13 protein-coding genes are annotated in these 15,144 nt (G+C 54.6%); 6 read left to right on the top strand and 7 right to left on the bottom strand.

Annotated elements, in window-relative coordinates:
• Positions 1 to 117: 117 nt before the first annotated feature.
• The 5 genes from mioC to ravA form a co-directional block, all read right to left on the bottom strand.
• The gene (gene mioC, locus AC6I8L_RS19925; protein WP_058961693.1) at positions 118 to 558 is read right to left on the bottom strand and encodes an FMN-binding protein MioC; all 441 of its coding nucleotides are present in this window, start codon (positions 556 to 558) and stop codon (positions 118 to 120) included.
• Between the two features lie 155 nt (positions 559 to 713).
• Positions 714 to 1,175 (bottom strand): transcriptional regulator AsnC, encoded by a 462-nt coding sequence (gene asnC / locus AC6I8L_RS19920; RefSeq protein ID WP_034830053.1) that lies wholly within the window; start codon positions 1,173 to 1,175, stop codon positions 714 to 716.
• Positions 1,176 to 1,282: 107 nt separating this feature from the next.
• Positions 1,283 to 3,409, bottom strand: coding sequence for a 5-histidylcysteine sulfoxide synthase (gene ovoA / locus AC6I8L_RS19915; RefSeq protein WP_058961692.1), 2,127 nt, complete (start codon positions 3,407 to 3,409; stop codon positions 1,283 to 1,285).
• 66 nt (positions 3,410 to 3,475) lie between these two features.
• The gene (viaA, locus tag AC6I8L_RS19910; RefSeq protein WP_058961691.1) at positions 3,476 to 4,936 is read right to left on the bottom strand and encodes an ATPase RavA stimulator ViaA; all 1,461 of its coding nucleotides are present in this window, start codon (positions 4,934 to 4,936) and stop codon (positions 3,476 to 3,478) included.
• On the bottom strand, positions 4,933 to 6,429 hold the full coding sequence (ravA, locus tag AC6I8L_RS19905; protein WP_034830059.1) for an ATPase RavA: 1,497 nt from the start codon (positions 6,427 to 6,429) through the stop codon (positions 4,933 to 4,935). Before ravA ends, viaA begins: the two co-directional genes overlap by 4 nt.
• A gap of 299 nt (positions 6,430 to 6,728) precedes the next feature.
• On the opposite strand from ravA, the gene kup reads away from it, so the two are divergent.
• On the top strand, positions 6,729 to 8,597 hold the full coding sequence (kup, locus tag AC6I8L_RS19900) for a low affinity potassium transporter Kup (protein WP_034830061.1): 1,869 nt from the start codon (positions 6,729 to 6,731) through the stop codon (positions 8,595 to 8,597).
• Positions 8,598 to 8,609: 12 nt separating this feature from the next.
• Here the strand turns inward: kup and qseC are convergent, their stop codons facing one another.
• Together qseC and qseB are read right to left on the bottom strand one after the other, a co-directional pair.
• Positions 8,610 to 9,941: a quorum sensing histidine kinase QseC gene (gene qseC, locus AC6I8L_RS19895; protein WP_058961690.1), complete on the bottom strand. Its 1,332-nt coding sequence runs from the start codon at positions 9,939 to 9,941 to the stop codon at positions 8,610 to 8,612.
• A complete protein-coding gene (gene qseB / locus AC6I8L_RS19890; protein ID WP_058961689.1) occupies positions 9,938 to 10,600 on the bottom strand; it encodes a quorum sensing response regulator transcription factor QseB in 663 nt (220 codons plus the stop codon). Before qseB ends, qseC begins: the two co-directional genes overlap by 4 nt.
• Before the next feature lie 171 nt (positions 10,601 to 10,771).
• On the opposite strand from qseB, the gene AC6I8L_RS19885 reads away from it, so the two are divergent.
• From AC6I8L_RS19885 to rbsB, 5 genes are all read left to right on the top strand, one after another.
• The gene (locus AC6I8L_RS19885; protein WP_034830066.1) at positions 10,772 to 11,167 is read left to right on the top strand and encodes a YgiW/YdeI family stress tolerance OB fold protein; all 396 of its coding nucleotides are present in this window, start codon (positions 10,772 to 10,774) and stop codon (positions 11,165 to 11,167) included.
• A 170-nt stretch (positions 11,168 to 11,337) separates the two neighbouring features.
• The gene (gene rbsD / locus AC6I8L_RS19880; RefSeq protein ID WP_034830068.1) at positions 11,338 to 11,757 is read left to right on the top strand and encodes a D-ribose pyranase; all 420 of its coding nucleotides are present in this window, start codon (positions 11,338 to 11,340) and stop codon (positions 11,755 to 11,757) included.
• A 7-nt stretch (positions 11,758 to 11,764) separates the two neighbouring features.
• Positions 11,765 to 13,273: a ribose ABC transporter ATP-binding protein RbsA gene (gene rbsA / locus AC6I8L_RS19875; RefSeq protein WP_034830070.1), complete on the top strand. Its 1,509-nt coding sequence runs from the start codon at positions 11,765 to 11,767 to the stop codon at positions 13,271 to 13,273.
• Positions 13,270 to 14,241, top strand: coding sequence for a ribose ABC transporter permease (gene rbsC / locus AC6I8L_RS19870; RefSeq protein ID WP_034830072.1), 972 nt, complete (start codon positions 13,270 to 13,272; stop codon positions 14,239 to 14,241). The genes rbsA and rbsC overlap by 4 nt, the downstream gene beginning before the upstream one ends.
• Before the next feature lie 27 nt (positions 14,242 to 14,268).
• Entirely contained in the window at positions 14,269 to 15,144 is an 876-nt protein-coding gene (gene rbsB / locus AC6I8L_RS19865) for a ribose ABC transporter substrate-binding protein RbsB (protein ID WP_034830075.1), read from the top strand.

Raw genomic sequence — 15,144 nt, 5'->3', positions numbered from 1 at the left:
TTATACGCAAGATTAAGGCTGTGTTATCCACAGACAATGGCATAAAAAAAACAATAAAACAGCGAAATAAACTGGGGATCGTTCACTTTTCCCGATCCCCAACCGGCAAAGATCGTCTTAAATCTGCGTTTTCCAGGTCTCGACCCACACTTCAGCCGGATCTTCAGGAATCTCATGTTCGAGAACGTCGATCTCCAGGCGATCGCCAATGCGTTTGGCGCCTAACTGGTTGAGTTGATCTTCCAGCAGCTTAATGGCACCGCAGAAAAGGTCATATTCATGGTTGCCGATACCCACTGCGCCATAACGTACCGCGGTAAGATCCGGCTGCGTCTCCTGCAAGGCTTCATATAAAGGAAGCAGATTGTCTGGCAGTTCGCCCGCACCGTGCGTGGAAGTCACAATCAGCCAGATCCCTTCCTGTGGCAGCTCGTCCAGCTCTGGCCCGTGCAGCACCTCGGTTGAAAAGCCCGCTTCCTGCAGTTTTGCTTCCAGATGTTCGGCGACGTATTCGGCGCTGCCAAGGGTACTGCCACTGATTAAGGTAATATCGGCCATGATCTTCTCCCGCACTAAAGGCGAGCATTGTACGCTGTGATCAAGCCGTGATCCACCTGTGGAAAACAGGGTTAATAACAGAAAGCATCAGGCGACAAGGCGCATCACACAAGTGATCCGCCTGGGAAAAGGTTGTGCACAGGAAAGAGAGGGAATTACGGCTTGATGGTACGCATGATCGGGTTTTGCAACGAGATCAGGGTTTCGGTGGACTGGATTTCGTCTATGGTCTGGATCTTGTTGATCAACACCTGCTGAAGTGCATCGATGGATCGGCACATCACCTTAATAAAGATGCTGTAGTGGCCGGTGGTGTACCAGGCTTCTACCACTTCATCCAGCGCCTCCAGCTTGCTGAGTGCTGCGGGATAATCGCGGGCGCTTTTCAGAATGATGCCGATAAAGCAGCAGACATCAAAACCCAACTGACGAGGATCGATTTCAACACGAGTGCCCAGGATAATGCCTGCCTGGCGCATTTTTTCTACGCGTACGTGAATGGTGCCGGGGCTGACATTGAACTGTTTGGCCAGCTCGGCATATGCGGTGCGCGCGTTTTCCAACAGCGCATTGAGAATGCCGCGATCAAGGTTATCCAGTTGCAGTTGTTCTGCCATCATCCATCCTCTTTAAGTTCTTCTTCTATGAACAGTGGAGAATGTGCAGCAAATTAGCAGTGCAGGCAAGGTGCAGACCGCGTGGTAGCCGCAGTCTGCACGCTTTTTTATCGCTTACGCCAGATTGTGAGCTGCGCTTCGGTATGTTGATACTTGCGCGCCGTCTCGCGGATCACAAACGGCACATCCTGCGGCGGCACCACTTCTTCAAAGGCATCACGCAGCAAACGCTGCAATGCCTGATAGGTCGTCAAAGCTTCACCGTTCTCACGCACGCCGCCCAGCCAGTTCTCCTTCGGCGTGAATTCCTCCAGCCAGGTATAAGGCGACGAAAGCACCAAAAGCCCGCCAGAGCGGATCATCGGGATGACGTCCTGCAGGAAACGTTTTGGCTGACGCAGACGATCGATCAGGTTTGAAGCCAATACCAGATCGTAACGATCCGGCTGCGGTTTAAGATTACAGGCGTCGCCCTGCACAAACTGAATGCGTGCCGCTTGCTCGTCACTAACATTAAAGTCCTTCAGACGCACCTGGCGATATTCCACCAGCTCGCCCTCTTCCGGCACCACATAGCGGAAGTCCTCACCGGAGGTCAGCTGCAGCGCCACATCAATAAAGCGCGCGGAATAATCCATGCCAGTAACCGTCGCGAAATGGCGTGCCAATTCAAAACTGGCACGGCCGGTCGCGCAGCCGAGGTCCAGAGCCACACCGCGTTGCTTGCAGTGCGGCAGCAGTTTTTCCACCAGCGCCACGGCGTAATTCGGCACGTTGTAGTAGCCCGGTCCGTACTGGAAATCGAGATATTGTGACACCATGCTGTCCGTTTCATACGGATTGAGTGCCATGGTCTCTTCATGTGAGGAGACCACATAGCGGAAACCGGCGTGCTGGAAGAAATGACGACGGAAGGCATAACGAGCCGATTTTAACGCCTCGTTGCCGGTGGAAATCCAACTGCCACCTTTAATCAGCGCGTGTTTGCCATCAAAGGTCGGCGTTGAGAAATCGTCATACAGCGGATGAACTTTGAAACCTTCGAAACCGTTAGTTGGCGTTGTGGTCCACTGCCAGACGTTGCCAACAATGTCGAAAAACTCGCCCTGCGCAAAGCGATCCACAGGACTGGATGAAGCCCAATAGGCCAGATTGATATTGCCGGGCGCCTCGATCCAGTCGGGCTGATCGCCGCTCACCTGTTCGCGTAGCTGCATCCATTCGGCTTCACAAGGGAGTTGAATAGATTTACCCGTCTCTTCCGCCAGCCAGCGACAAAACGCGGCGGCTTCAAGCTGATTCACTTCCGCTGGCCAGTCCCACGGCAGAGCGACTTCTTCAGCCATTAAGCGCAGTTTTAGCTGATCGGGTTGCGATATGTCACCCACCCAGAAGGTGGGCATCTGCGCGCCAGAGAATTCACGCCAGCCCCAGCCTTCCTCATCCCACCAGCGTTGATCCTGATAGCCATTAGCGGCGATAAAGCGATAGAACTCGGCGTTGCTGACCAGCATTTTACTGGCCTTAAATGGTTTGAGTTCAGTTACCTGATTGCCGTATTCGTTATCCCAGCCGTAAGTGTCATCCGTTTTGCCTTGTTGCACGCGACCGCCAGGCATCGCAATCAGCGAGTTATCCGGAACCGATGCGCGATCGTGGCGCGCCTGCGGACAAACCGGCCAATGCGCCTGCGGTTTTACCCATTCGATCGGAAGCTGGCGGATCAGCACGCTGGAGGTTTCCAGGTGGATACGCTCATGTTCAATGCCCATCAATACCACCCACGCCGGGCTTTCCCAGGTGATCGGCAGTTCCAGCGGCATGGTGCGAATAAACTCGCTCACCAGGTTTTTGACTTTTCCACGGTAGTCACGCACCTCTTCGACCGTCGGCCAGGCGTAATGGCTGTCGTTGAGATCGTCCCAGCTCATCTCGTCCACGCCGATTGCCATCATGGCTTCGATGCGATCGTCCACGCGGTTGTCCAGATAGCGACCCGCCATCAGCTTATTCATATAGAACGTAGCGGTGTGGCCAAAGTAGAAGATCAGCGGATGGCGTAATGAGATCGCTTTGTTGAAATACGCGCGTTCGTCGGCAAGGCAATCAAACAGGCTTTCGTACAGCTCCCAGGTTTGGGTGAAATACGCCAGCAGCTCGCTCCGTTTTTGTTCGGCGTTTTGGCCGGAGAGCTGCAAAGTGCGGGTCGGTGCAGGAAGTTGGGCGGTGTTCACAAGATGCTCCAGATGCTCAGTGTGCGAATTATTCACTATAGCAAATAAGCATTTCTGCCAGATGAATTAGCGTTTCCAGCGGCGCAGCAGGCGGCTTTTCAGTCCGGTATCGAAGCGCCAGATATGATCGAAGATACGCAGAATGCCCGGTTTACCGTGAAGCGACATCGCCACCGCGTGGAAACGTTGTTGATGATGGCGCTGGCGTTGCTTGATAGCGTTGATGGTGTCATCCGGTAAACGTTGGGCGATAAAATCCGACACGATCACCGCATCGGCCTCATCCCAGACGCTGCCCTCCATACGTTTAACCACCGCAGCAAGGCAAGCCGCCAGATCGGTGCCACCACGAAAACGTTGGCTAAGAAAACGGATAGCCTGCTCAATGCCGCTATCGGCAGTGAGTTCGTAGCCAATCACTTCGTGAGCGAACAGCATGATGTAGCAGCGGCGCTTATCGGCTAATGCCACCTTTAACAGCGCAAGGCAGAAGGCTTTGGCGCAGCGCTCGTTAAATCCGCCCATCGAGCCTGATGTATCGACACAAACAATAAAAGGGCCGCGCGGCTGCGCTTCATGTTGCTGGTGGCTGACCGGGCGCAGTGTGACTTTCTCGTGCCAGGCATCACCTTGTAACTGGTAAGTCAGCAGGCGTTTTTCCACCAGGCGACGATAAAATTCCAGCTCCAGCTCGCTAATACTCAAGGCAGCCAGTTCGGGCGGCAGCAAGCGCAACACATCGTCGCTCTGATGAATGCCGCTGACCTCTTCCGGCACATGATCGGGCTCGCGCACCAGTTGGTGAAATTCTTCCAGCGGTGCATCCTGCGACGGCACCGATTTGGCTTCGCGGCTGCGGCCCAACTGCTGCGCCAGTTTCATTAATTCCGGCTGTTGTGCGAGGAAATCGCCATATTGCACAATCAGCTCATAATCACCGTGCTGAAGTGACGCTTTGCTCATATCCCACAAACGTCCGGCTGCGGCTTCATCATCGTCGGTAAGGATTGGCGCCAGCTGGCCACTGATTGCCATCCGTTGCTGCAGCTCGGCCATCAGACGTTCGCGCTGCTCCTCAAGAAGGGTTTCGTTGAGCGTGAGCGTTTGCAGCGTCAGGCTGAGTCGCCAGCGTTGCAAAAACAGCGTGTGCTGAGCATTGCTCAGTTGTTCAGCTTCGTTGTGCAGCAGCAGTTTGCTGGCTTCTTCGAGAAATGGCGACGGCAGGTTTTTTAGCTGCGACATGATGTGGGGAAGCTGGTGGCTGAAATCCTGCGTGCTGATCAATTGCATTTGCTGAAACAGCTGAAACTCCTGCGCCAGCGCTTCCGGCACCGGTGTGGTTTTCATCTGTTCCGCGATTTCAGTGCGCCAGCGGGGTAAATCGCGCATTAAGGCTTGTTTCATGCGCGGAAATTTTTCAAAGAACAGCGCCAGCTGTGGCGACGCGAGCAGGGCCAGAATCAACTCTTCGATTAACTCCGTTTCGCCAATCGATAACAGCGTGCTCAGCGTCTCCAGTGAGATCATTTACGCGCCTGTTTCAGCTGTTCTGCCACATCCTGCAGGCTGGTTTCAATACGTGCCAGCCAGTCATCGCTGATAAACAAGCAGCGCTGGTGCTGGCTAAACAGCGTGCGCTGGGCGCGGAGCTGGGTATCCAGCGCTTCGTATTCATCCTGGATTTCCTGCGGCATGTCGCTACTGTTGCTGGCTCCGGGCAACGTTAAGCGTGTGGATTGCAGGCTGACATCGCGTAGCGTCAGGCAGTGATGCGCGTCCACCAGCAGATCCAGCGTCTGGCCAAAACCAATGCCATTCAGTTTGCCGCGAATTTCACCGCCTTTAATCAGCCACTGGGTTAAGGCTTCACGGGCAATCAGCACATGCGTCACTTGCATGTCGTGCAGCGTTAACGGCTGTTGCAGCATGAGCGTCAGTTGTTCATCGCTGATGGCAGCAGGCAATTCGTAATGGGGTTTGCGGCTAAACATACCGCTGTGTTTCTCCAGCGTCAGCGCTTGTGCCACGCTCTGCTGCTGTTGCAAGGCGAGACGACGTGCTTTGATCTGCTGCAGTTTGTGCAGCAACGCCTGCTGTTGCCAGGCGTGCTGGGTCATCAAAGCATCAATTTCGCGATCCAATAGCTGCATCGATGCGACGTCATGCCACAGGCAATCCTTGAGCAGAATCAGATCGATCGGCGCAATGGTCACGCGGCCACTGTAAAACGCACTGGCCTGCAGCAGATGAATCGCTTTTTTCCAGCGGCGATCGGAAATGTAAGGTGCGCTGGGCAAATTCTCCAGTTGCTGACGCAGTTGGTAAATCAGCTCAAACACATGATCAGGTAAGGAGACCTGGCTGATGCCTTTCTGCCACTGGTGATACTCTTCATCACTGATGCGCAGCGCTTCCGTCACCGGATTATCATTTTCGTCCTGCTGGTGGGTGAGCATGCTGCGGAAGTTCTGCTTCTCATGCACGTTATCCAGCCATAGGCGAATCAACATGCGATCATACAAGGCTTCCAGCCCGCTATCGGCCTCCGGCAATTCGTTGGAAGCGGTCACCAGCAGGCGCATCGGAATCTTTTCTTCGCTGTCGCCATTGCGAAAGCGGCGTTCGTTGATGGCGGTGAGTAAGGTGTTCAATATCGCCGGGCCGGCTTTCCAGATTTCATCAAGGAAGACGATTTCGGCATCCGGCAGATAGCCTTTGGTTAATCGCTGATAACGACCTTCATCTTTTAACGCCTGAATCGACAGCGGGCCAAACACTTCTTCAGGGGTAGAAAAACGGGTCATCAGGTATTCAAAGGCGCGGGCGTGTTGGAAGGCGTATTTCAGGCGGCGGGCAATCAAGCTCTTGGCAATGCCGGGCGGCCCCAGCAAAAATACGCTCTCGCCACTGAGTGCAGCTAATAAGCAAAGGCGGATCGCATGATGCCGTTCATACAGCCCTTTCTCCAGGGCGTTACTCAGGCGAGAAATTCTTTCTGCCAAAAGATGGGGTTGAGCCATAATCACATCATTGTCCTTCTGATCCTGGAGCCGTCATATTCTGGCGAGCGCAATACTCTACTGGTTATCATGCTTGATTGCGTTGATAGCCGTCAGCTTTTTTGTTTCAGAAGGTTGAGGCGAGAGAACTCGCTGCTTCAGACGGTTTTTGGCGCCTAATTTCGGCGAAAAACCGCCTCGCTGACGTCATGATGACATGTTGTAAGAGTAGGTTTTTTTGGGAATATGTGCATACTGTGCGCTTTTTGATGGCCTGAGCGGTAGGCAAGTGCCTCATCGGCTCCAACAAAAGACAACTTATGAGCTCGGATAAGAAGCAGTCCCTTGGCGCAGTCACACTCGCCGCGATTGGCGTGGTGTATGGCGATATCGGTACCAGCCCGCTCTATACTTTGCGTGAATGTCTCTCCGGTCAGTTCGGCTTTGGCGTAGAACGCGAAGCGGTATTTGGCTTTCTCTCGCTGATCTTCTGGTTGCTGATTTTAGTGGTGTCACTGAAGTACATCAGTTACGTGATGCGTGCCGATAACGCCGGTGAAGGCGGGATCCTGACCTTGATGTCACTGGCCGGGCGCAATACCGGTGCACGTGCGACGGCGATTCTTGTCATCATGGGGCTGATTGGTGGCAGCTTCTTCTATGGTGAAGTGGTAATCACGCCCGCCGTCTCGGTGTTGTCGGCGATTGAAGGGCTGGAGATTGCGGCACCGAGCCTGGATGCATATATCGTTCCGCTTGCGATTGCAGTGCTGACGCTGCTGTTTGTGATTCAGAAGCACGGTACCGGCATCGTGGGTAAGCTGTTTGCGCCGGTGATGCTGGTGTGGTTTATCATTCTGGCCGTGCTGGGCGCGCGTAGCATCATCAGTAACCCTGATGTGCTGCATGCCATGAACCCGTATTGGGCGATGCACTTCTTTATCCAGTACAAAACGGTGTCGTTCTTTGCGCTCGGCGCGGTGGTATTGGCCATTACCGGTGTGGAAGCGCTGTATGCGGATATGGGTCACTTCGGCAAATTCCCGATTCGTCTTGCCTGGTTTATCGTGGTGCTGCCCTCGCTGGTGCTGAACTACTTTGGTCAGGGCGCGCTGCTACTTAAACATCCCGAAGCGATCAAAAACCCCTTCTTCCTGCTGGCGCCAGACTGGATGCTGATTCCCATGCTGATTCTTGCTACGCTGGCCACGGTTATCGCCTCGCAGGCGGTGATCTCTGGTGTGTTCTCCTTAACACGTCAGGCGGTGCGTTTAGGCTATCTCCCGCCGATGCGTATCGTGCACACCTCGGAAGAAGAATCGGGTCAGATTTACATTCCGGTGATCAACTGGCTGCTCTACTTCTCCGTGGTGATCGTGATTGTTGGCTTTGAGCACTCCAGTAACCTGGCGGCGGCTTACGGCATCGCGGTAACCGGCACCATGGTGCTGACTGCGATTCTCTGCTCCACGGTGGCAATTCAGAACTGGCACTGGAACCGTTATCTGGTGGTGCTGATTCTGATTGGCATGCTATGTATTGACGTGTCCTTGTTCTCGGCAAACCTGGTCAAAGTGTTCTCCGGCGGTTGGCTGCCGCTGACCCTGGCACTGATGATGTTTATCGTTATGACCACCTGGAAAAGCGAGCGCTTCCGCCTGTTGCGTCGTATGCATGAGCACGGCAATTCGCTTGAAGCGATGATCGCTTCGCTGGAGAAATCTCCGCCGGTACGCGTGCCGGGCACCGCAGTCTATATGTCGCGTGCCCTGAACGTGATCCCTTTTGCCATGCTGCATAATCTCAAGCACAACAAAGTGCTGCATGAGCGTGTGGTACTGCTGACGCTACGTACTGAGGATGCGCCTTACGTGCATAACGTGCGTCGCGTTACCATCGAACAGTTGTCGCCCACCTTCTGGCGCGTGGTGGCGAGTTACGGCTGGCGTGAAACCCCGAACGTGGAAGAAATTTTCCACCGCTGCGGGCTGGAAGGTCTCAACTGCCGCATGATGGAAACCTCATTCTTCATGTCCCATGAATCGCTGATTATTGGCGATCGCCCGTGGTATCTGCGTCTGCGCGGCAAACTGTTCCTTGCACTGCAACGCAATGCGCTGCGTGCGCCGGATCAGTTTGAAATCCCGCCTAATCGCGTGATCGAGCTGGGCACGCAAGTCGAGATTTAAGGATTAAGCGCGTCACCAGCTCAAGGTGACGCGCAAGCCTTGAGGCTGCACATGGCTGAATGCAATGCGAATACCGTGCAGTTGCGCAATGTTTTTCACAATCGATATTCCTAAACCGCTGCCCGTTTGCGTTTGCCCCGGCGGTCGCCAGAAACGCTCACCAAGGCGCGCAAGTTGCTCATCGCTAACGCCTGATCCGTTATCTTCAATAATTATCGCCCGCGCGTTTAACGTGAACTGAATCTGGCTGCCCGGCGGCGCATAGCGCAGCGCGTTATCCAGCAGGTTACGCATCAGCAAATTCAACAGCAGAGGATGACCGTTCATCACCGGTTCGGCCTGTGCATGCAATTGCAGATCCATCTGCTGCGCCTCGGCCTGTGGAAAATGTTCTATCAGAAGCTTTTGCAGCAGCGGTGCCAGTGGCACCGGCTGAAATTCGCTGCGCAGATCGTCCGCTTCCACTCTTGATAGCGTTAAGAGTTGATCCACCAGCCGTGTGGCGCGCTGGATGCCGCTATCAAGCTGCTGCAATGCCCGTTTGCGCATTGCTTCGTCATCATCCGCCAGCTGAATCACCTCACTCTGCACACGCAGTGCAGCTAACGGACTGCGCAGTTCGTGCGCCGCATCGGAGGTAAAACGGCGCTCGCGCTGCACGAGTTGCGCCATACGGTGAAACAGCCCGTTCAATGCCGCCACCAACGGCTGCACCTCTTTGGGCAAGCGTGCTTCGTCGAGCGGTGTGGCGTCATCAGGTGCTCGCAACTGGAGTGATGCCGTCAGGCGCTTTAGCGGGCGCAATTCGAACCACACCAATGCCAGCAGCATCAGCAGCATAAAGGGCATGGCGTAAAGCCACGGCATCAAACTCGCCAGTGCCAGATCGCGCGTCATATCGTCGCGGTATTCCCACTCCTGGCCCACTACCACGCGATATTGTTTATCAGCAGAAGTCAGCCAAAGCAGTCGCCAACTCTCATCGTCGCCGCGCAGACGACCCTCGCGAAAACCGTCACGCTTATCATCAAACTGCATATCGCGCCCGTTCTCGCCATCGTTAAGCAACGGCTGGCCGTCCGCACGGAAAATGGCAAACGCCAGTGCATCATCATCCTGATCGCCGCGGTGATGGCGCAAAATGGATTTGGTTTTTGGCAGTGAGGCGGCGTGCAAGCTGGTGGGATCGAGTGACAGCAGGCGTTTGGCAAACAGCATTTGCTGGGTATCGAATAGCTCATTAACGGTGTCGCGGGTCTGATGCCAGGCACTGTAACTGGCCACTCCACCGCACAGCGCAATCAGCAGCACAAAGCCGATGGCGAGTCGTAGAAACAGACTCATTCTGCCGCACCGAGTGTATAACCCACGCCGTGAACGGTACGAATAAACGCTGTGCCGAGCTTTTTGCGCAGATGATGAATATGCACTTCTACTGCGTTGCTGGAGACATCGTCATCCCAGCTATAGAGTTTTTCCTCCAGCTGGCTGCGGGTTAGCACGCGACCTGGATTGCGCATAAACAGCTCCAGCAGCGCCAGTTCACGGCTCTTCAGGCTGATGGTTTCGCCGTCAATCCAGACGCTGTGGCTGCTGGGCGACATCACCACCTTGCCGTGTTTCAACTCGGGCTGTAGTTGTCCATGACGGCGGCGAATCAGCGCCTGTAAACGCGCGGCGACTTCAGCGAGCGCGAAGGGCTTACACAAATAGTCGTCAGCGCCTGACTGTAATCCTTGTATGCGCTGATCGAGCGCATCGCGTGCGGTGAGGATCAGCACGGGTACATCTGCGCCCTGCTCACGCCATTGACGCAGGATCTCCAGCCCATCGCGCCCGGGCAGCGAAAGATCCAGTACCACGGCATCCCAGGGTGCGGCCGATAAAGCCTGAAATCCTGCTTCGCCTGACACGAACCAGTCAACGCTGAAGCCGAGTTTCGTTAGCCCGACTTTCAGGCCATCGCCAATCAGCGTGTCGTCCTCGATCAATAATATGCGCATGTGTTTCTCCTTGAGTGCAAGAGTCGTTATACGAAGCAAAAATCCGCTTGTACAGCGTCAATCGCCGCAGATTGGCTATTTTTCGTGTTTTTTTACCCCTTAAGATCCTGTTAAGAACCCTATGCTGTAATAGCCTCCGTATCCCACACATTCATGGAACAGAGGTTAAAAATGAAAAAGAGTGCAGCGTTAATCGCGATTATTATGTTGGCTTCCACGCCGGTTCTGGCCGCACAACAGGGGGGATTTGTTGACCCGAGTGCGCCAAAGGCTCAGGTTCACGCAGGTGGCTTCCAGGCGGATAACACCAGTGTAGTGACCGTTAAGCAGGCTGAAGAGATGAAAGACGACAGCTGGATCACCGTGCGCGGTTATCTCGATAAGCAAATCGGCGATGAGGATTATCTGTTTCGTGACGGTAGCGGCAACATGAAAGTGGAAATCGACCATAAGCGTTGGCACGGACAGACCATCACTCCTAAGGATCAGGTTGAACTGACCGGCGAGTTGGATAAGGACTTTAATTCCATTGAGCTGGACGTTAAGCAGGTCCGCAAGCTGCCATAACACCCTTCAGAGCCGCTCAGGCGGCTCGCATCCACCACCAAACTCAAATTATTCCCGGCACAAGCGAAACGTTTCGATGGCGATCACATTTCCGTGATGACGTCATTGAGTTGCCGCGCGCATTTAATACACTCCCGCTCAGCGAAACGTTTCGCTGTGGAGTGGAAGAAATGAAAAAAGGTCGCTTGTTAAACGCTGAACTCTCTCATGTGATTGCCCGCCTGGGGCACACCGATACGCTGACGATTGCGGATGCGGGCTTGCCGATTCCGGCCGGACCACAGCGAATCGATCTGGCGTTGACGCCGGGAACGCCCGAATTTTTACAGGTGGTTGATGTTGTCACTCAGGAGATGCAAGTCGAAAGCGCCCTGATGGCGGAGGAGATCAAGCAACACAATCCGCAACTCCACAGCGCACTGCTCGCCGTGCTCGATGCCTTGCAACGGCACCAGGGGAATGTCATCACCATCCGTTACACCAGCCATGAACAGTTCAAACAAGAAACGCAGTGTAGTCAGGCCGTCATTCGCAGCGGAGAGTGTTCTCCGTATGCGAATGTCATCCTGAGCGCTGGCGTAACCTTCTGAGGTCGTTATGCAACCGTTATTGCAACTCAAAGGGATTGAAAAGTCGTTTCCAGGCGTGAAAGCGCTGAATGGCGCTTCGCTGGCTGTTTATCCGGGGCGCGTGATGGCGCTGGTGGGTGAAAACGGCGCGGGGAAATCCACCATGATGAAAGTGCTGACCGGCATTTACAGCATGGATGCGGGCTCTCTGCAGTGGCTGGGCAAGGATGTGGCTTTTTCTGGACCGAAAGCGTCGCAGGAAGCGGGCATTGGCATTATTCATCAGGAACTCAACCTGATTCCGCAATTGACCGTTGCAGAGAATATTTTCCTCGGTCGCGAATTTGTTAACCGCTTTGGCCGCATCGAATGGAACCGGATGTACGCCGAGGCGGATGCCTTATTACATCGTCTGAACCTGCGCTTCAACAGCCATAAGCTGGTGGGCGATTTATCGATTGGCGATCAGCAGATGGTTGAGATCGCCAAAGTGCTTAGCTTCGAGTCGAAGGTCATCATTATGGATGAACCGACCGATGCGCTGACCGATACCGAAACCCTGTCGCTGTTCCGCGTCATCAATGAACTGAAAGCGCAGGGCTGCGGCATTGTTTATATCTCGCACCGTATGAAAGAGATCTTCGAGATTTGCGATGATGTCACCGTGTTTCGTGACGGGCAATTTATTGCCGAGCGCGCGGTGAGCGATCTCAGCGAAGAGAGTCTGATCGAGATGATGGTGGGCCGTAAGCTGGAAGATCAATATCCGCATATTGATCAGGCACCGGGCGATATTCGTTTAACTGTTAAAAATCTCAGCGGGCCGGGCGTGGATAACGTCAGTTTTAACCTGCGCAAAGGGGAAATCCTTGGCATTTCCGGTTTAATGGGCGCGGGACGGACGGAACTGATGAAAGTGCTGTACGGCGCACTGCCTCGCAGCAACGGCACCGTTACGCTCAACGGTCGCGAAATTATTACCCGATCACCTCAGGACGGCCTGGCCAACGGCATCGTCTACATCTCAGAAGACCGCAAGCGCGATGGCCTGGTGCTCGGCATGTCGGTGAAAGAGAACATGTCATTGACCGCGCTGCGCTATTTCAGCCATGCCACCGGTAATCTGAAACACAGTGAAGAACAACTGGCAGTAGGCGACTTCATCCGTTTGTTCAACGTTAAAACCCCGTCAATGGAGCAGCCGATTGGCCTGCTGTCGGGGGGTAATCAGCAGAAAGTGGCGATTGCGCGCGGATTAATGACGCGCCCGAACGTACTGATTCTGGATGAGCCGACGCGTGGCGTGGACGTGGGTGCGAAAAAAGAGATTTATCAGTTAATTAACCAGTTTAAAGCCGAAGGGCTGAGCATCATTTTGGTGTCATCGGAAATGCCGGAAGTGCTGGGCATGAGCGATCGCATCCTGGTGATGCATGAAGGCCATCTGAGTGGCGAATTTTCCCGTGAGCAGGCTACCCAGGAATCCCTGATGGCGGCGGCAGTCGGTAAGCAACACAGCGAGGAGTTAGTTGTATGAGCACCCAAACCTTACCCGCCAGCCGTCGCTGGTTTAGCAAAGCCTGGCTGCTGGAGCAGAAATCGCTGATTGCGCTGATCGTGCTGATTGCCGTGGTGGCGAGCCAAAGCCCGAACTTCTTCACCGTTGCCAACATGTTCAACATCCTGCAGCAGACCTCGGTTAACGCCATTATGGCCGTCGGCATGACGCTGGTGATTCTGACTTCGGGTATTGATCTGTCGGTGGGATCGCTGCTGGCACTCACCGGTGCGGTCGCCGCCTCGATTGTCGGTTTGGAAGTGAATGCGCTGGTGGCAGTAGCGGCTTCGCTGGCGCTGGGTGCGGCGATTGGTGGTATTACCGGCGTGATTGTGGCGCGCGGCAAGGTGCAGGCGTTTATCGCCACGCTGGTCATGATGCTGCTGCTGCGCGGCGTGACCATGGTGTACACCAACGGTAGCCCGATCAACACCGGTTTCAGTGATAACGCCGATCTGTTCGGCTGGTTCGGTATTGGCCGTCCGCTGGGTATCCCAACGCCGGTGTGGCTGATGGCAGTGGTGTTCGCGCTGGCGTGGTACATGCTGCATCACACGCGCCTCGGTCGTTACATCTATGCGTTAGGCGGCAATGAAGCGGCGACACGTCTGTCAGGCATCAATGTTAACCGCGTCAAAATCATCGTCTATTCGCTGTGTGGTCTGTTGGCGGCGCTGGCGGGCACCATCGAAGTCGCGCGGCTTTCCTCTGCGCAACCGACGGCAGGTACCGGTTATGAACTGGATGCGATTGCGGCGGTGGTCTTAGGCGGAACCAGCCTGGCGGGCGGCAAAGGTCGCATTATGGGCACGCTGATTGGCGCGCTGATCCTGGGTTTCCTGAACAACGGCCTGAATCTGATGGGCGTATCTTCTTACTACCAAATGATTGTTAAAGCCGTTGTCATTCTGCTGGCGGTGCTGGTGGATAACAAAAGCAGCAAATAACTCTGACCTTCACACAGGACTCTATAAATGAAAAAGTTAACTGCATTGGCCGTCATCCTTGGCGCCACCCTCAGTGCTGGCGCGATGGCTAAGGACACCATTGCGCTGGTTGTATCAACGCTGAATAATCCGTTCTTTGTGTCTCTGAAAGATGGCGCACAGAAAGAAGCCGACAAACTGGGTTATAACCTGGTGGTGCTGGATTCGCAGAATAACCCGGCGAAAGAGCTGGCGAACGTACAGGATCTGACTGTGCGTGGCACCAAGCTGATGCTGATTAACCCAACGGATTCTGATGCCGTGGGTAACGCCGTGAAGATGGCCAACCAGGCCAACATTCCGGTGATCACCCTGGACCGCGTGGCGGCACAAGGCACCGTGGTGAGCCACGTGGCTTCTGACAACCGCTTCGGCGGCAAAATGGCCGGTGACTTCATCGCGAAGAAACTGGGCGATGGCGCAAAAATCATCGAGCTGCAGGGTATTGCCGGGACTTCCGCAGCGCGCGAGCGTGGCGAAGGCTTCAAGCAGGCTGCTGATGCGCACAAATTTAATATCCTGGCGAGCCAGCCAGCAGATTTCGACCGTACTAAAGGTCTGAACGTGATGCAGAACCTGCTGCAGGCGCATCCGGATGTACAGGCTGTATTTGCTCAGAACGACGAAATGGCGCTGGGCGCACTGCGTGCGCTGCAGACTGCCGGTAAAACCGATGTACTGGTGGTGGGCTTTGACGGTACCGCTGACGGTGTGAAAGCGGTAGAAGCCGGTAAACTGACCGCCACAGTGGCGCAGATGCCTGATAAAATTGGCGTGATTGGTGTGGACACTGCAGATAAAGTGCTGAAAGGCGAAAAAGTACAGTCGGTTAATCCAGTTGACCTGAAGCTGGTCACCAAATAA

This window comes from Type-E symbiont of Plautia stali, from assembly GCF_059731115.1.
Note: the sequence above shows the minus strand (reverse complement) of the source record. Positions and strands in the feature narration are given on the sequence as shown.